We start from the raw sequence: 16,925 nt of genomic DNA on the forward strand, positions 1-16,925 counted from the left end.
CAAAGGAAACCCCGCGCCATGCTGCGATACATCCTGAACCGGGTGCTGGTGGCGATTCCGACGCTGATTATCGTGTCGATTTTCGTCTTTATGCTGCAAAAGCTGCTGCCCGGCGATCCGGTCCTGATCCTTGCCGGTGAAAACCGTGACCCCGAAACGCTGGCCGCGCTGCGTGAACAATACCGGCTGAATGACCCGCTGATTTTCCAATACAGCTATTGGCTGGGCGATGTGCTGCGGGGCGATCTGGGAACATCGCTGCGCACGGGGCTGCCGGTCACCGAACTGATTGCGCAAAAACTGCCCGTCACGATCCAACTGGCGGTGATGTCGCTGTTTTTCGCCATGATCGTGGGGATTCCCGCCGGGGTGATTTCCGCCGTGAAAAAGGGCAGCATCTGGGATTACATCGTGAACATCGTCGCGCTGTCGGGGCTGTCGGTGCCGAATTTCTGGCTGGGCATCATGCTGATTTTGCTGTTTGCTGTGAATTTGGGGTGGTTGCCGGCGTCAGGCTATGAATCGCCATTCGTTGATCCGGTGCGCAGTTTCCAAACCATGCTGATGCCGGCGATCGTGCTGGGAACCGCATTGGCGGGGCAGTTGATGCGCCACACCCGGTCGTCGATGCTGGGCGTGTTGCAGGCCGATTACGTCCGCACCGCCCGCGCCAAGGGCCTGCGCGAAAAGGTCGTCATCCGCCGCCACGCCTTTCGCAACGCGCTGTTGCCGGTGATTACGCTGGTGGCGGTGATGTTTGGCGAATTGCTGGCCGGGGCGGTTCTGACCGAACAGATTTTCACCATCCCCGGATTTGGCAAAATGATCGTGGATGCCGTGTTTAACCGCGACTATGCCGTGGTGCAGGGCGTGGTTCTGGTCACCGCGACCGCCTTTATCGTCATCAACCTGTTGGCCGATGTTCTGTATGTCGTGCTGAACCCGCGCATGAGGGCAAATCTGTGACCGACGCAACCGTAAACACCGCCCCCGATATTGCGCCCCGCCGGAAAAACCGCGCCTGGGCCAAGTTCAAGAAAAACCGTGGCGCTATGGTTGGCGCGGTCTTTGTCGCGTTCTTTGTGCTGGTGGCGCTGATTGCGCCGCTGTTGCCGGTGCCGGACCCGGCGGCGACCGATTGGGGCAAAATCCGCCTGACGCCGAATTCGGAACATTGGTTCGGCACCGATGAAATTGGCCGCGATATTCTGTCGCGCATGGTCTGGGGCGCGCGGGCGTCGCTGATGGCGGGGGTGATTTCGGTCATGATCGCCGTCTGTGTGGGCGTGCCGTTGGGGCTGGTCGCCGGGTATTTCGGCGGCTGGACCGACCAGATCATCGCGCGGATGACCGATGCGCTGCTGGCGATGCCGTTTCTGATTATGGCGATTGCACTGGCCGCGTTTCTGGGGCCGTCGCTGACCAATGCGATGATCGCGATTGGTCTGTCGGCGGTGCCGGTGTTCATCCGCCTGACCCGCGGCCAAGTCCTGTCTGTCAAAACCGAAGATTACGTCGAAGGCGCCCGCGCCATCGGTCTGGGCCATCTGCCGATCATGGTGCGTTACATCCTGCCCAACGTGTTTCCGCCGATCATCGTGCAGGCCACGCTGACCATTGCCGCCGCGATCATCGCCGAGGCGTCGCTGTCCTTCCTCGGGCTGGGCCAACAGCCGCCCGCGCCCAGCTGGGGGTCAATGCTGGCCACGGCCAAGAACTTTCTGACGCAGGCCCCGCATATGGCGATCTGGCCGGGGGCCGCGATTTTCATGGTCGTGATGGGCTTTAACCTGATGGGTGACGGGCTGCGCGACGCTTTGGATCCGCGCGATCATGGCTAAGGGTGCGGTTGCATCGACGCATTATCTGGCGACCGAAACCGGGGCCGATATGCTGCGTCAGGGCGGAAACGCCTTTGACGCGGCGGTCGCGGCGGGGCTGGTGTTGCAGGTGGTGGAACCGCATCTGAACGGTCCGGGCGGCGATCTGCCCGTGATTTTCTGGAAAGACGGCGGGGCGCGCGTTCTGTGCGCCCAAGGCCCCGCCCCCGCAGGTGCCACCATCGACCATTACCGCGCGCAGGGGTTGGACCTGATCCCCGGTGACGGGCTGCTGGCGACGGTCATTCCCGGCGCGTTCGACGGCTGGATGCGCCTGCTGCACGATCACGGCACGATGGAGCTGTCGGACGTGATGGCCCCCGCCATTGCCTTGGCCCGCGACGGCCACCCCATCCTGACCCGCGCCGCCGATGCGATTGCCGGGCTGGCGGGGTTTTTCCGCGACCACTGGCCCAGTTCGGCCGAAACATGGATGCCGGGCGGGCAGCCGCCGACGGGCGGGGCACTGTTCACCAATCCCGATCTGGCCGCGACCTATGCCCGGTTGGCGGCCAGCCCCGGCGACAACCGGCAGGCGCGGATCAGGGCGGCGCGCGATGCGTTCTATCGCGGCTTTGTCGCCGAACGCATCGGGCGGTTTTGCGCGGACACGGCGGTGATGGATGCCAGCGGGCGCGCACATCGCGGCGTGCTGACGGCGGATGACATGGCCGGATACGCCGCCTATTATGAAACGCCCACGACCTTTGATTATCACGGCTGGACCGTGGCCAAGACCGGCCCATGGGGTCAGGGTCCGGTTCTGTTGCAGGTGCTGGCGATGCTGGCGGGCGATGATCTGGCCGCCATGGACCCCAACGGCCCCGATTTCGCGCATCTGCTGATCGAATCGCAAAAGCTGGCCTTGGCCGACCGCGACGCCTTTTATGCCGACCCGGATTTCGCCGATGTGCCGATGGCCGCGCTGCTGTCGCGCGACTATGCCGCCGCGCGGCGCGCGCGGATTGGGGCGCGCGCGGATATGGAGCTGCGCCCCGGCGCGCCCGATGGCCGCGACCCGCAACGCGCGGCACTGGAACGTCTGTCCCGCCCCGAGGGCGCGGTTTACGAACCCACCATGGCGCATCTGGGCGATGCCCCGCGCGGCGACACGGTGCATCTGGACGTGATCGACCAATGGGGCAATGTCGTGTCGGCCACCCCGTCCGGCGGCTGGCTGCAAAGTTCGCCCATCGTGCCGGGCTTGGGCTTTTGCCTGAACAGCCGCGCGCAAATGTTCTGGCTGGATCCCGACGTTCCGGGCGCGCTGCACCCCGGCAAACGCCCGCGCACCACGCTGTCCCCCACGCTGGCATGGCACGCGGATGGGCGGAGGCTGTCCTGCGGCACGCCGGGGGGCGATCAACAAGATCAGTGGCAATTGCTGTTCCTGCTGCGCCACCTGCATCACGGGCTGGACCTGCAAACCGCCGCCGACGCGCCGATGTTCCATGTCACGCATATGCCGTCATCGTTTTACCCGCGCACCCGCCAACCCGGCGGCGTGGTGGCCGAGGCGACCCTGCCCGCCGCCACCCGCACTGAGCTGACCGCGCGCGGCCATATCGTGACCTGCGCCCCCGCCGGCGGTCTGGGCCGCATCAGCGCCGCCAGCATCGACGCACAGGGCAACATGGCCGCGGCGGCGACCACACGAACGGCGCACGCACGGGCGATTGTGGTGTGATCGGGCGCATCGTGGCGAATGTCACGGTGCTTGATCCCGGTCGGGTCTGTGGTTAGCGATAAGATGTGGTCCCGTGTAACTCAGATGGGGAAGGAAGCTACGCTGTTGCGCAGTTGATGTTGGTTCGAGTCCAACCCCGGACCCCCCCCCCGGCCTTAATCCGCGCCGAACAGGTCGCGGGTGAACACTTTGCCCGCCACATCGGTCAGCGCGTCGTTCATGCGGTTGGCGACGATCACATCGGCGCCCGCTTTGAACTGCGCCAGATCGCGCATCACCGGCGATCCGAAGAAATCGTCATCCGTCATCGCGGGTTCGTAAACCCAAACCTGAACGCCCTTGGCCTTCAGACGTTTCATGATGCCTTGAATCGCGCTTTGACGGAAATTGTCGGAACCCTCTTTCATGACCAGGCGATAAATGCCGACGATGCGGGGGTTTTGGGCGATGATCGCGTCGGCGATCACATCTTTGCGGGTGCGGTTTGCGTCCACCACGGCGGCAATCAGATTTTGCGGCACATCGCGGTAATTGGCCAGCAATTGCTTGCTGTCTTTGGGCAGGCAATAGCCGCCATAACCGAATGACGGGTTGTTGTAATGACTGCCGATGCGCGGGTCCAAGCCCACGCCGTCAATGATCTGGCGCGTGTCCAGACCCTGCGCCATGGCATAGCTGTCCAATTCGTTGAAATAGGCCACACGCAGCGCCAGATAGGTGTTGGCAAACAGCTTGATCGCCTCGGCCTCGGTGGCGCCGGTCAGCAGGATGGGAACATCGCTGTCCAGTGCGGCATTGGCCAACAGATCGGCAAAGACCCGACCGCGTTCGCTGTTTTCACCCACCACAATACGCGACGGATGCAGGTTGTCATGCAGCGCCCGCCCTTCACGCAGAAATTCGGGGCTGAAAATGACGTTTTGCGTGTTCAGCCGCGCCGATACGTCGCGCGTAAACCCAACCGGCACCGTCGATTTGACCACAATCACCGCATCGGGTGCAATCGCGGTCACGTCGCGAATGACCGATTCCACGCTGCTGGTGTCAAAGTAATTCGTCACAGGATCGTAATTCGTCGGCGTCGCCACGATCACGAAATCCGCCCCGGCATAGGCCGTCTGCGCGTCGGTCATGGCCGTCAGATTCAGATCGCGCGTCGCCAGATAACGCGAAATGTCGGCGTCCACGATGGGGCATTGCCGGTTGTTCAGCATCTCGACCCGGCGGGGGTCCAGATCAATGGCGCGCACGGTGTTCTGCCCCGCAAGCAGCACCGCATTCGACAATCCGACATAGCCGATCCCGGCCACGGCAATGGTTTTTCCCGACATAACCCGATTCCAATTCAAAAACCTTTGCCCGCTATACTGCGCGGGGCGGGGGTGGGGCAATGTCGTTACGCCCCACGCGGCGATACGAAAAAGGCGGGCGGGGTCTGCCCATCCGCCCGGTGACGCAGAAACGCAGCCGCCGCGTCCAGCCCTTCGCGGATGGTCACATCCATATCCAGATAGCGATAGGTTCCCAGCCGCCCCACAAAACTGACCCCGCGCGTGGCCCGGGCCAATGTGATGTAATCATCCAGCAGCGCCTTTTCCCGGACCAGCCGGATCGGGTAATAAGGAATATCCCCCGCCCCCGCCGCGCGGCTGTATTCGCGATAACAGACGCTGCGATCGTGATGTTCCCACGGGCTGAAATGTTTATGTTCGGTGATGCGGGTAAATGGCACATCAGCATCGCCGTAATTCATCACCGCACAGCCCTGATAATCGCCGTCATAGGTGAATCGTTCAAAATCCAGCGTTCGATACCCCAGCCGCCCTAATTGGTTGTTAAAATACCCATCCAGCGGCCCCGACCAGAACACATGATCCGCCGACATTCCCGGATCATAGGGCGTTTCCAATTCAACCAAGATATTCGGATGATCCAAGATCGCCGCAATCATCGCCGTGTATCCGTCGCGCGGCATCCCCTGATAGCGGTGAAAGAAATAATTATCGTCGTAATTAAACCGCACCGGCAGGCGTTTCAGAATACTGGCGGGCAAATCCGACGGCGGGCAGCCCCATTGCTTTTCGGTATAGCCTTTGAAAAACGCCTCATACAAATCGCGGCCGACAAAACGCAGGGCCTGTTCCTCGAACGTCTGGGGGTCGGTGATGGTCAGATCGGCCTGCGCCTTAAGAAAATCGCGCGCCTGATCGGGGCGCAGGGTCTGGCCGAAAAACTGGTTGATGGTCAGCAGGTTGATGGGCAGGGAATACACCGCCCCCTGCGTCGTTGATTTGACCCGGTTCTGAAACGGCACAAAATCCGCGAATTGGTTGACATAATCCCAGACCTGTTCGTCATCGGTGTGAAAAATATGCGGGCCATAGACATGGACCATCACCCCGGTATCCGGGCAGCGTTCGGTATGGCAATTGCCGCCGATATGGTCGCGGCTGTCGATCACCCGGCACTGATGCCCCGCCTGCGCCAGAACGCGCGCGATAACTGCGCCCGACAGCCCCGCGCCCACCAGCAGAATCGGCCTCACCCCTGTTCCCCCTGCGCCAGCATCAGCACGTCATCATGGCCGCGATCCAGCCGCCCGGCCAGCCCGTCGCGGACCGCCACCCGCAAAATCCGCCGGAACAGCGCCGCGTCATCGCCGTAATCGCGCGCTTTGCGCCGCCATTTCGCCAACAGCACAGGGACCAGAGGCCAAAACGCCAGCCCCGCCGCCACGCGATAGGCGATCAGCGCGTTGCGATACATGTAAAACACCTTCCACATAGGGCGCAGAACCAACCCTTGGGCGGCCTGCACCGCCTGCGTGTCATGGTCAAACCGCAGCGCAGGCGCGAACCCGATGCGCAAACCCCGCCGCCGCATGGTCAGCGTATAAAGCTGATCATCGCCATAGATGAACAAGCGCGGATCGGGCAGCCCCGCCCGGCGCAGCGCATCGCGCGACAGAAACAGCCCCACAAATGACGCCATATCCACATCGACCACCGGCGCATTGTGGGCATAGGCGGCGTCAGGCAAATGAAACCCCTGCCGCCCCCGCCCCGACGCCATGCGGGCCAAAGTGCGGCGAAACTCGGCCCCGCGCCAGAAGGGGTTGCGATAGGGGCGGTTCATCTCGCACACGCGGCCATCGGGGTGAAACACGGCGGCGCCCAAGGCATCCCAGCCGCGCCAATCGCCCGCCCGAAACGCGGCAAACGCCCCCGGCTGGGGTCGCCCGTCATCATCCATCACCACAACCCAATCGGGGTCCAGATCATCGCGCACATGGCGCAGCGCGTCCGAAAAACCGCCCGCCCCGCCCCGGTTTTCCGAACTGCGCTGATGGATCAGGCGCGGATCGTCCAGCCCTGCCAGCCAATCCGACGTGCCATCGGTGGATGCGTTGTCAAAGACCAGCACATGATCGACCGGCTCGGCCAGCAGGCGCTGAACCGTGACGCGCAGCTTTTCCAGCCGGTTATGCGTCACCACCACCGCCGCCAAACGGACCGTCATCGGACACCCCCCAAAGATCATCCAAATGGCATAGCAAGCCGCCCCCCCCGATACAATCAGAACGCGACAGATGCCGTCAGCCGGTCCAGCCACGCATCCGCCTGCATGACATAGGCGTTGTGGACCAACCCGCCCGCGCGCAGCGGCTCACCCTCATAAACGCATATCTCGATCACCGGCCGATCCGCCAACGAAGTCATGACCCGCAGCACGATCCGGCGCACCCGGTCCTGGGTGTCAAACCCGGTTGATGCCGCGCCCAGCACCGCCCCAACCGGCCCCATGACCACCCCGCCCAGCGTCGCCGCGCCAAACTGCCCAACAAGCCCAACACGGTTCACAGTCGCGCCATCCTGAACCACCTCAACCGCGACCAGATCGCCAAACAGCACAATCACCGGCCCCGCCGGCACCATGACGCCCAACCGCCGACCCACACGATCCAATGCAATCACATCACCGGAATAGAACCGGTCGCGCATATCCCACGGGCCGGTGACATCCAGAAAATGCCCGCCCGCTTCGCCCCGCGCCGACCGAACGGTCATTCCAATCATCGCGACCACAACGCCGATAAAAACCGCAATCCCCACTGCCCACATAAAAAACGCCATCAATAACCCCCGCCCTATCTTCTGTGCGGAAATATCCCACGGGGTGAGACGGATCAGGGAAAGGTCCAGTGGACCTTTCCCCCGTCGAACGCCCGCCCCCGTGGGGCGGGCTGGGGGTGTGAAACCCCCGGCGCTATCCCCGCAAAACCCCGGCCAGCCGATCCGCAACCGCCGCCATCTGATCCCCCGGCATTTGCGGAGGCGTCACAAATTCATCCATCCCCTCCGCCAGATAGGCAGCAGATGTCACGTCATGGATATGGTGCATCGGCACGACATGGGCATGGGCGTGCGGCACATGGATGCCGGTGTAAAACATCGACACGCGCGGCACGTCGTAGATGTGCTTCATCGCGCGGGCAATCGCTTGGGCGCAGGATGTGATGCGGGTGGCCAGCGGTTCGGGCACATCCTCGAACCAGATGTGATGCGCCTTGGGGATGACCAAGGCGTGACCTTCACGGATCGGATGCAGATCCAGAAAGGCCAGAATATGGTCATCCTCGTATATCTTATGCGCGGGCAATTCCCCGCGCGCGATGCGGCAAAACAGACAATCCGACATGACACCCCCCCTTTTGGCACCAGCCTAGCCGGGGGATGCCCGCGCGCAAGAGGTCAGTTCAGCCCCAGAACGTCGTTCATATCATATTCGCCGGGGCCTTTGTCCTGCCCCCACAACGCCGCACGCAGCGCGCCGCGCGCGAAAATCGCCCGGTCCGTCGCCAGATGGCGCAGCACGATGCGTTCGCCATCGGCGGCAAAAATCACGTCATGTTCGCCCACCACATCGCCGCCGCGAATGGCCGCGAATCCGATGCTGCCCGGAACGCGTTCGCCGGTGATGCCATCCCGCGCCGGAACACGCAGATCATCCAGTTCCGCACCCCGCCCCTGCGCCGCCGCCTGACCCAGCATCAGCGCGGTGCCGGATGGCGCGTCAACTTTGTGGCGGTGATGGGCTTCGACCACCTCAATATCCCAATCGGCGCCCAATGCGGCGGCAACCTTGCGCGTCAGCCCGACCAACAAATTGACGCCCAGACTCATATTCCCCGCCCGAATGATCGGGGCGTGACGCGCGGCGGCGCGCAGGGCCTGCAACTGATCGCCGTCAAACCCGGTGGTGCCGATCACATGCACCGCCCGCGCCTGCGCGGTCAGTTCGGCGAATGCCAGCGTGGCGGCGGGCGCGGTGAAATCAATCACCGCCTGCGCGCGCGCAATGGTCGCGACCGCATCATCGCTGACCGTCACCCCGACCGGCGCGCCGCCCATCATCGCGCCAATATCATGGCCCACCCAATCATGGCCGGGGCGTTCCAGCACCCCCACCAGCCGCATCTGATCGCTGGCCAGAATCAGCCCGATCAGCATCTGCCCCATCCGGCCCGAAGCCCCCGTGACCACGATCCCCGGCACGTCCGGTCGGTCGGTTTGCGCAAAATCAGCGTTCATCGTCGTCCCCTGTCGATTTCGGCTGTCTTATCCCGTTGCGGCGCGGGCCGCGACCCCCTACATCTGCGGTTATGGCACAGAACCGATTTTCACATGGCACCGGCCCGTCGCAACGTCAGTTGCGCGTGGGCGAATTGATCCGCCGCACTCTCTCTGACGTGTTACTGCGTGGGGATGTGCATGACCCTGACCTGAACCGTCATTCCATCACCGTGGGCGAGGTGCGGACCTCCCCCGACCTTAAGGTGGCGACGGCCTTTGTTCTGCCCTTGGGCGGGCAAGGCGCGGATGAGGCATTGGCCGCGCTCCGCCGCAACGCCGCCGAATTGCGCCATCTGGTCGCCAAGGGCATGACGCTGAAATACGCGCCGCAATTGCGGTTCCAGCTGGACGAAACCTTTGACCGCATGGACGACACCCGCCGGATGTTTGCCGATGAACGGGTGCAACGCGATGTGCAGGCGGATGGCGACGATCTGGACGACGATCCGGACCGGCGCGACAATGACTGACTGGTCGCGCCGTCTGGGCGTGGCGGTCGGAATGCTGGTGGCGATGCTGCTGCCCGCCGCCGCACAGACCTGCGAACGGGTGACGCATGACGGACAGGGCTATGTCCTGTGCCGCGTGGATGCAGCAGCGGAACCCGCCCTGCGCCTGTGGCAAAACGATGCGACCGGCGCGCCCTATCGCAATTTCGCCAATATCCGCCGCGCTTTGTCGGGCGAGGTGTTGGATTTCGCCATGAATGCGGGGATGTTTCATCCCGATTACAGCCCCGTGGGGTTGCTGGTCATTGACGGGGTGGAACAATCCCCCATCGTCACCGGACCCAGCGGCGGCAATTTCGGGATGCGCCCGAATGGCGTGTTCTGTTCCGGCGGCGCGCGCCCGTTTCAGGTGATCGAGAGCCGCGCCTTTGCGACGGCCCGCCCCGATTGCCGTCTGGCCAGCCAATCCGGGCCGATGCTGGTGATCGACGGCGCGCTGCATCCGCGATTCCTGCCCGATTCGACCAGCCGTTACATCCGCAACGGCGTGGGCGTGTCGCGCGACGGGCAAACCGCGTGGTTCGCCATATCGAACCGCCCCGTGACGTTCTATGAATTCGGCCAGTTTTTCCGCGACGGCCTGGGCGCGCGGGATGCGCTGTATTTCGACGGCTCGATCTCGCGGCTCTATGCGCCCTCGGTCAACCGGGCGGATTTCGGGCGCAGCATGGGGCCGGTGATCGGGCTGGTATCGCCGGGCGGTTGACGGGAACGGGGCGCGGCGGTATCCGCACCGATCTTAGATTTTGGAGTGCAGAATGGCGCGCAAAAAAGGCCGGAACATCAATGGCTGGCTGGTCGTGGACAAACCGGCGGGGGTGACATCGACCGCCGTGGTCGCCAAGGTCCGCTGGGCCTTGGACGCGAAAAAGGCGGGTCATGCCGGCACGCTGGACCCCGACGCCACCGGCGTTCTGGCCGTAGCCCTGGGCGAGGCGACCAAAACCGTCGCCGTCATCACCGACGCGCTGAAATGTTACGATTTCACCGTGAATTGGGGGGCCGAGACAACGACCGATGACGCATCGGGCGAGGTAACGCGGCAATCGGACGCGCGCCCGACGGCGGAACAGATAACCGCCGCCCTGCCCCGCCTGACCGGCGACATCATGCAGGTGCCGCCCGCCTTTTCCGCGGTCAAGGTGGACGGCGAACGCGCCTATGATCTGGCACGCGAAGGGGCCGAACTGGACCTGACCGCACGCCCCCTATGGGTCGAAAGCCTGACCCTGCTGGATGCCGCGACCGACACCGCGCGGCTGGAAATGGTCTGCGGCAAGGGCGGCTATGTCCGGTCGATTGCCCGCGATCTGGGCCGCGCCCTGGGCTGTCTGGGCCATGTCGCCCATCTGCGCCGCATCTGGTCCGGTCCCTTTGACGCGGGAAACGGCGTGGCCTTTGACCGCATCGACCACAGCGAACAGGACTGGCTGGAATCGCAATTGCTGCCGCTGGAAACCGCCTTGGCCGACCTGCCGATGCTGCGCGCCACCGAAGACGGCGCGGTTCGCATCCGCAACGGCAATCCGGGTCAGGTGACCGGCAGCGCCGAATGGGGCGATCTGGTCTGGGTCGCAGACAGCACCGGCCCGGTCTGTATCGGCCGTTACCAAGGCGGACAGGTCCAGCCCGAACGGGTGTTCAACCTGTAAACATGGCTTCAGGCGGATAGCGCCGGGGGCCAGCCCCCGGACCCCCGGGATATTTCCGCACAGAAGATGGGAAAACGCGGCGCTTTATCTGCTCACGGCCGTGGGCGCGCGGCCTGATATTCACCCCAAGATGAAAGAGGCGAACTTACCCTTTCATCTTGGTGCAAATATCCCGGGGGGAAATCGTGCTTGCACGATTGGGGGGCTGGCCCCCCTTTGCTGCCCCTGCGGTCAGCCCACCCGTTACAGTTGAGCGGCCACGTCTTCGGACAGGTCGAAATTGCCGGTGACGTTTTGCACGTCATCGTCGTCTTCCAACGTGTCGATCAGCTTCATCAGCTTTTGCGCGGTTTCCAGATCGGTGATTTCCGTCGGGGCCTGCGGTTTCCAGATCAGCTTGGCCGTTTCCGATTCGCCCAATTCCGATTCCAAGGCCGATGTCACGTCGTTCAGCGCGGTATCGGCGCAGTAAATCCAATGGCCTTCGTCGTCGGTTTCCACGTCATCGGCGCCCGCTTCGATCGCGGCCATCATCACGGTGTCGCTGTCGCCCACAGACAGCGGATACATGATTTCGCCCACACGGTCGAACATGAACGCAACCGAACCCGTCTGGCCCATATCGCCGCCCGATTTCGTAAAATAGCTGCGAACATTCGACGCGGTGCGATTGCGGTTGTCGGTCATTGCCTCGACCATGATGGCGATGCCGTTGGGGCCGTAACCCTCATACCGGATTTCATCATAGTTTTCCGCATCGCCGCCCATGGATTTTTTGATCGCGCGGTCGATCACGTCTTTCGGCACCGATTTGGCCTTAGCCTCTTTCACGGCCAGACGCAGGCGCGGGTTTTTTTCCGGGTCCGGGTCGCCCATTTTTGCGGCGACGGTGATTTCCTTGGCCAGCTTTGAAAACAGCTTCGACCGGGCGGCGTCCTGCCGGCCCTTGCGATGCTGGATGTTGGCCCATTTACTGTGACCTGCCATATCCGGTCGTCCTTCGGTCTTTGGTTCTGATTGCGCGGGTATTAGTGCATGTTGCAGGGGGTCGGCAAGACGCGCTTAACCGGGCGTGAGCGGCCAGATGATCGGGATCAGCGCGCAGGCGACCAGTGCCAGCAGGATATTCAGCGGCAAACCGACCCGCACAAAGTCCATGAACCGATAGCCCCCCGGCCCATAGACCAGCGTATTCGTCTGATACCCAATCGGTGTGGCAAAACTGGCCGAGGCCCCCAGCATCACCGCCACGACCAGCGGGCGCGGGTCTACGCCCAACGACAGGCCCAGACTGATCGCAACCGGCGTCACGATCACCGCAACCGCGTTGTTCGTGACCGTTTCCGTCAGCGTCGTGGCCAGCATATAGACCGCCAGAACCAAGGCCCAGTGCGGCAATCCCTCCATCATCGGCGCAATATAATTCACGATCAGTTCGACCGCGCCGCTGTTTTCCAACCCCGCGCCGACCGCCAGCATCGCGAAAATCAGCGCCAGCAGGCGGCCATCGACAAAGGACAGCGCCTCATCCGCGTCGATGCAGCGCGTTCCCAGAACGACCGCCACGCCCACAAAGGACAACAGCAGGATCGGCGCCACCTCTATGGCCGAGAAAAACACCACGCCGAACAGGGTCGCCACCACAATCGGCGCGTGGCTGCGGCGATAGGCGCGGTCGGTCGGCGCGGTTACCGCCACCATCTCCATATCGGCAGCCAGTCGCTGAATATCGGCGGGCGCGCCTTCCAGCAGCAGGGTGTCGCCCACGCGCACGACCAGATCATCCAACTGACGCCCGATGTTCTGATTTTTCCGATGCGCCGCAAGGACATAGACCCCGTAACGCCGCCGCAGCCGCATCGATCCCAGACTGCGCCCGACCATGTGGCAACCGGGGGTGATCAACACCTCGACCGTGTTGGTTTCAACCGATGACAGCTTATCAACCAGCCGCAGATCTTTGTGGGTTTGCAGGCCCAGCACCTCGGACATGGGGGTGCGCAGGACGACGCGGTCGCCTGCCTGCAACCGAACCGATTCCATATCGCGGCGTAGCGACGCATCCCCGCGCAGCACGTCAATCACACGGCTGGAATCGCGTTTGAAGATGTCCACCTCGTCGGGGTGTTTGCCGATCAGGGCCGAATCTTCGGGGACAGCCACCTCGGTAAAGAACTTCATTTTGTCGCGCGACCCGCCGACCAGGGCCGAGACCGACACCCGATCCGGCAGCAGGCGCGGCGCGAAAATCAGCAGATAGGCCACGCCGACCAGCCCCATCGGCAGGCCGACCCATGTGATTTCAAAGATGTTGAAATGCGCCATCCCGGCATTGCGCGCGACCCCGTCCACCAACAGGTTCGTGGATGTGCCGATCATCGTCATCGTGCCGCCCAGAATCGACAGATAGGACAGCGGAATCAGCAATTTCGACGGAGATTGCCCCATTTCCCGTGCCAATTGCATGAAAATCGGCATCATCACCACGACCAGAGGCGTGTTGTTCATAAAAGCCGACAGGAAACACACCAACAGCGACACGAACGCAATCGTGCGCATCGGATGGGTCGAGGCCTGCGCCGACGCCTTTTGCCCGATCCAGTCAAGCGCGCCGGTGCGCACCAGCCCGCCCACGATGATAAACATGAACGTAATCGTCCATGGCGCGGAATTGGCGAACACTCCGGTCACCTGCCGCGGGTCCAGAATACCCAGCGACAGCAGAACCACCGTGCCCAGAATCGCGGTGACCTCGGGCGGATAGACTTCGCGCACGAACAAAACCAGCATCCCGATGATGATGCAGATTGTGGTGATCGCGGCGGTCGATCCGGTCAGTTCAAACCCGAACATTCATTTCCCTTATCGGCAGGCGTTTGGCAATGTCCCCCGCCCATCCCCAAAAGGCAAGGAAATGATGCCTAAAATTTTAGGGACTGGGCGCCAGACGCCCGCCATCCCGCACCGGAGTCACGGATTTCGCCAGCCCCGTGCGGTCATCGGTTTCGACCAGAACGCCGGACAGGGTGGCCTCACCCTCGGCGGGGGTGAAGCGGTCGCGATTCATGCCGGTGATAAAACGGCGCAGAGGTTCCGCCTTATCCATGCCGATCACGCTGTCATAATCGCCGCACATCCCGGCATCGGTCAGATAGGCCGTTCCGCGCGGCAAGACCTGCGCATCGGCGGTCGGAACATGGGTATGCGTGCCGACCACCAGACTGGCGCGGCCGTCGCAGAAATGACCGACGGCCATTTTTTCGCTGGTCGCCTCGGCGTGGATATCGACCAAAATCGCCTGCACCATGCCGCCGGGGGGATGCGCGCGCAGCACGCCGTCCAGTGCCGAAAACGGATCATCATAGGGCCGTGACATGAACACCTGCCCCAAAGCCTGCGTAATCAACGCCTTACGCCCGCGCGTATCCGTGATGATGGTGGCACCCCGGCCCGGAGCCTCACGCGCATAATTCAGAGGGCGGACGATGCGCGGTTCCCGGTCGATAAAGGCCATCAGATCGCGCTGATCGAACGCATGATCGCCCAGCGTCAGGCAATCAGCCCCCGATTCCAGCAGCAATTGCGCGTGACCCGCCGTGACACCGCGCCCGCCGCTGGCGTTTTCGGCATTCACCACCACCAGATCGGCGCGCAGCCGCGTGCGCAGAGGAACCAACCTTTCGCTGATTCCCTGCCGGCCCGACCGGCCCATCACATCGCCAAGAAACAAAATACGCATAGCATCCTCTATGACAGCATCATGACAGCGCGCAAGACATTTTGCCGCATATGCTTAACAAACGCCTTTGCTTGCGCGCATAGGTGAACCGGGGCAAGCTGCCCGCAGGATCAACCAAAGGTGACCGATGCGATTTTCCCTTTCTGCGGCGATACTGTTGGTCGGTCTGGCGCAGCCTCTTTAGGCCGATGTCTTTCAGGCACCCAGCGGCAATATCTTTTGCGCGTTTGACGATGGCGCTGACACCGGCGAGGCGGGCGTGCGCTGCGACATCCTGCGCTATACCCCCACCACGCCGCCGCGCCCGGCGGATTGCCCTCTGGACTGGGGCGGCGCGTTCTGGCTGGGGGTGCGCGGCCCCGCCAAGATGATCTGTGCTGGCGACACGGTGGCCGATCCGGGCACGCGGATGGTCAGCTATGGCCGCATCGTGGTTCATCACAATCTGTCCTGTGCGGTCCGGGAAACAGGCGTGACCTGCACCAACGACAAGGGCCAGGGCTTCCGCCTGTCACGCGCGCGCCAGCAGCTTTTGTTGGGGAACTGAGCCTGCCCTGCTTAGACGCTGCGGATCAGTTTGTGATCCAGCACCCGCAACACCACGGCCAGATCATGCCCGCGTTTCAGGATGCGGCCATCCATTCCAATCACGGCATAGGCCCCCTGCGCCGCCCGCAGCCGGGGGCGTTTTTCGATGCGATACAGCGGATGTTCGGTCGCGCGGCGAAACACGCTGAAGACCGCGACATCGCGCAGAAACGACATGGCGTAATCGCGCCATTCCCCCGCCGCCACAAACCGGCCATAGGTGGACAGGATCAGCCCCAATTCGCGCCGGTCAAAGACCACGCGGTCAGGGTCAGGAATGGGCGGGGCGGTCATCATAGCCCGATGGTGGCACCGCCCGCGCCCATTCGCAACCGGCTTCGCAACGGATCAGTAACAGCCGACCCGTTCAATCCGCCCGCTGCGTCCGGTTTCGATATTCAACCGGTCGGGGCGGAAATCCGACGTCACCGCATCATCCGGCCCGATCAGGCGCGTGCCGATGGGAAAGCTCATGCGGGCCACAGCCTCGCGCGGTTGGCCGACCAGCCCTTGCAGCCCGTCCGCACCGCAGGTTTTCAGATCGGGTTCCGCGGGGGCGGTTGTCACGGGGTCACAGGCGGCCAGCGTCAGCGCAGCGGCCAAAAAAGCAATCGGTTTCATCATCTTATCCACAATCCACCTTGGTGATGTTGCCCGACGCGTCCAGTCGGAACACGATGCGGTTGGGGTCATAATCCTGGGGTTCGATCCCGCGATATTCCACCACGCGATAGACGCGGGTCAGTTCCAGATTGGGGATCGTGCGCCCCGGCTGACCGACAGAGGATCGGTAATTGCTGGCCCCGCACAGATCGGGCTGGCGTTCCTGCAACCCGGCAATGCCGGTTGCTGCGGCGGGCGCGGGGGCCGGATCATCGGGCGTCATCGCAACCGCCGGAGCCGACGCGACCGACGCCACCGGCATCTGCGGCAGCGTCATTTGCGGGATCCCCGCCGCCCCCGCGACCGGGGCCTGTGCGGGCGCGGCAACCGGCGCGGGCATGGGGGCCGACATGGGCGCCGGCACCGGACCGGCCAGATGCGGCGGGTTAAAGACACAACCGGCCAGAACGGCACAGGCAAAAACAGCAAGGGGAATACGGAACGGCATGGTCGGGGGCGAAACCTCTGGGACGTGTTGGCCCCATTCCTATACCACCCACGCGCGCGGGAAAAGCGGCGCAGCGGGACACATTTTCTTCAGCCGTCAACGGACTGTTCATGATTTTGCGTTAAA

The 16,925-nt window shown here is 63.2% G+C and carries 18 protein-coding genes and 1 pseudogene; 7 read left to right on the plus strand and 12 right to left on the minus strand.

The window, feature by feature from the left end; translation table 11 throughout:
- The first annotated feature begins 18 nt into the window (after positions 1-18).
- The 3 genes from Q4G20_RS06980 to Q4G20_RS06990 are packed head-to-tail and all read left to right on the plus strand — an operon-like array spanning position 19 to position 3,567.
- On the plus strand, positions 19-966 hold the full coding sequence (locus Q4G20_RS06980) for an ABC transporter permease (protein ID WP_303342703.1): 948 nt from the start codon (positions 19-21) through the stop codon (positions 964-966).
- On the plus strand, positions 963-1,841 hold the full coding sequence (locus tag Q4G20_RS06985) for an ABC transporter permease (RefSeq protein WP_303342704.1): 879 nt from the start codon (positions 963-965) through the stop codon (positions 1,839-1,841). Before Q4G20_RS06980 ends, Q4G20_RS06985 begins: the two co-directional genes overlap by 4 nt.
- Positions 1,834-3,567 carry a gamma-glutamyltransferase family protein gene (locus Q4G20_RS06990; protein ID WP_303342705.1) on the plus strand — a complete coding sequence of 578 codons (1,734 nt, stop codon included), beginning with the start codon at positions 1,834-1,836 and terminating at the stop codon, positions 3,565-3,567. The genes Q4G20_RS06985 and Q4G20_RS06990 overlap by 8 nt, the downstream gene beginning before the upstream one ends.
- A 155-nt stretch (positions 3,568-3,722) precedes the next feature.
- On the opposite strand, the gene Q4G20_RS06995 is transcribed toward Q4G20_RS06990, so the two are convergent.
- The 6 genes from Q4G20_RS06995 to dapB form a co-directional block, all read right to left on the minus strand.
- Positions 3,723-4,898 (minus strand): nucleotide sugar dehydrogenase, encoded by a 1,176-nt coding sequence (locus tag Q4G20_RS06995; protein ID WP_303342706.1) that lies wholly within the window; start codon positions 4,896-4,898, stop codon positions 3,723-3,725.
- 65 nt (positions 4,899-4,963) lie between these two features.
- Complete coding sequence (gene glf / locus Q4G20_RS07000) at positions 4,964-6,112, minus strand: UDP-galactopyranose mutase (protein WP_303342707.1); 1,149 nt, start codon at positions 6,110-6,112, stop codon at positions 4,964-4,966.
- Positions 6,109-7,086, minus strand: a complete 978-nt coding sequence (locus Q4G20_RS07005) for a glycosyltransferase (protein WP_303342708.1) — start codon at positions 7,084-7,086, stop codon at positions 6,109-6,111. Before Q4G20_RS07005 ends, glf begins: the two co-directional genes overlap by 4 nt.
- Before the next feature lie 56 nt (positions 7,087-7,142).
- Positions 7,143-7,700 carry a hypothetical protein gene (locus Q4G20_RS07010; protein ID WP_303342709.1) on the minus strand — a complete coding sequence of 186 codons (558 nt, stop codon included), beginning with the start codon at positions 7,698-7,700 and terminating at the stop codon, positions 7,143-7,145.
- A gap of 133 nt (positions 7,701-7,833) precedes the next feature.
- A complete protein-coding gene (locus tag Q4G20_RS07015; protein ID WP_303342710.1) occupies positions 7,834-8,265 on the minus strand; it encodes an HIT family protein in 432 nt (143 codons plus the stop codon).
- A gap of 53 nt (positions 8,266-8,318) precedes the next feature.
- Positions 8,319-9,158, minus strand: coding sequence for a 4-hydroxy-tetrahydrodipicolinate reductase (gene dapB, locus Q4G20_RS07020; protein WP_303342711.1), 840 nt, complete (start codon positions 9,156-9,158; stop codon positions 8,319-8,321).
- Between the two features lie 71 nt (positions 9,159-9,229).
- Between dapB and rbfA the strand changes: the two genes are divergently transcribed.
- The 3 genes from rbfA to truB are packed head-to-tail and all read left to right on the plus strand — an operon-like array spanning position 9,230 to position 11,361.
- Positions 9,230-9,670 (plus strand): 30S ribosome-binding factor RbfA, encoded by a 441-nt coding sequence (rbfA, locus tag Q4G20_RS07025; RefSeq protein WP_303342712.1) that lies wholly within the window; start codon positions 9,230-9,232, stop codon positions 9,668-9,670.
- Positions 9,663-10,415 carry a phosphodiester glycosidase family protein gene (locus Q4G20_RS07030; protein ID WP_303342713.1) on the plus strand — a complete coding sequence of 251 codons (753 nt, stop codon included), beginning with the start codon at positions 9,663-9,665 and terminating at the stop codon, positions 10,413-10,415. Before rbfA ends, Q4G20_RS07030 begins: the two co-directional genes overlap by 8 nt.
- A gap of 52 nt (positions 10,416-10,467) precedes the next feature.
- Entirely contained in the window at positions 10,468-11,361 is an 894-nt protein-coding gene (truB, locus tag Q4G20_RS07035) for a tRNA pseudouridine(55) synthase TruB (RefSeq protein WP_303342714.1), read from the plus strand.
- A 243-nt stretch (positions 11,362-11,604) separates the two neighbouring features.
- Here truB and Q4G20_RS07040 read toward each other — a convergent pair whose 3' ends face one another.
- From Q4G20_RS07040 to Q4G20_RS07050, 3 genes are all read right to left on the minus strand, one after another.
- Positions 11,605-12,348 carry a YebC/PmpR family DNA-binding transcriptional regulator gene (locus tag Q4G20_RS07040; protein WP_303342715.1) on the minus strand — a complete coding sequence of 248 codons (744 nt, stop codon included), beginning with the start codon at positions 12,346-12,348 and terminating at the stop codon, positions 11,605-11,607.
- 75 nt (positions 12,349-12,423) lie between these two features.
- Positions 12,424-14,214: an SLC13 family permease gene (locus tag Q4G20_RS07045; RefSeq protein WP_303342716.1), complete on the minus strand. Its 1,791-nt coding sequence runs from the start codon at positions 14,212-14,214 to the stop codon at positions 12,424-12,426.
- Between the two features lie 76 nt (positions 14,215-14,290).
- Positions 14,291-15,100 carry a TIGR00282 family metallophosphoesterase gene (locus tag Q4G20_RS07050; protein ID WP_303342717.1) on the minus strand — a complete coding sequence of 270 codons (810 nt, stop codon included), beginning with the start codon at positions 15,098-15,100 and terminating at the stop codon, positions 14,291-14,293.
- A 205-nt stretch (positions 15,101-15,305) separates the two neighbouring features.
- Between Q4G20_RS07050 and Q4G20_RS07055 the strand changes: the two are divergent.
- A pseudogene (locus Q4G20_RS07055) lies at positions 15,306-15,647 on the plus strand (DUF6636 domain-containing protein); the annotation flags it as partial.
- A gap of 11 nt (positions 15,648-15,658) precedes the next feature.
- Here the strand turns inward: Q4G20_RS07055 and Q4G20_RS07060 are convergent.
- From Q4G20_RS07060 to Q4G20_RS07070, 3 genes are read right to left on the minus strand one after another with little or no spacing between them, the layout of a single operon-like run.
- Positions 15,659-15,982, minus strand: a complete 324-nt coding sequence (locus Q4G20_RS07060) for a DUF2794 domain-containing protein (protein WP_303342719.1) — start codon at positions 15,980-15,982, stop codon at positions 15,659-15,661.
- 54 nt (positions 15,983-16,036) lie between these two features.
- Positions 16,037-16,309 carry an I78 family peptidase inhibitor gene (locus tag Q4G20_RS07065; protein WP_303342720.1) on the minus strand — a complete coding sequence of 91 codons (273 nt, stop codon included), beginning with the start codon at positions 16,307-16,309 and terminating at the stop codon, positions 16,037-16,039.
- 4 nt (positions 16,310-16,313) lie between these two features.
- Positions 16,314-16,799 carry a hypothetical protein gene (locus Q4G20_RS07070; protein WP_303342721.1) on the minus strand — a complete coding sequence of 162 codons (486 nt, stop codon included), beginning with the start codon at positions 16,797-16,799 and terminating at the stop codon, positions 16,314-16,316.
- Between the last annotated feature and the right edge of the window lie 126 nt (positions 16,800-16,925).

The organism is Paracoccus sp. (in: a-proteobacteria) (assembly GCF_030538495.1).
GTDB lineage: Bacteria > Pseudomonadota > Alphaproteobacteria > Rhodobacterales > Rhodobacteraceae > Paracoccus.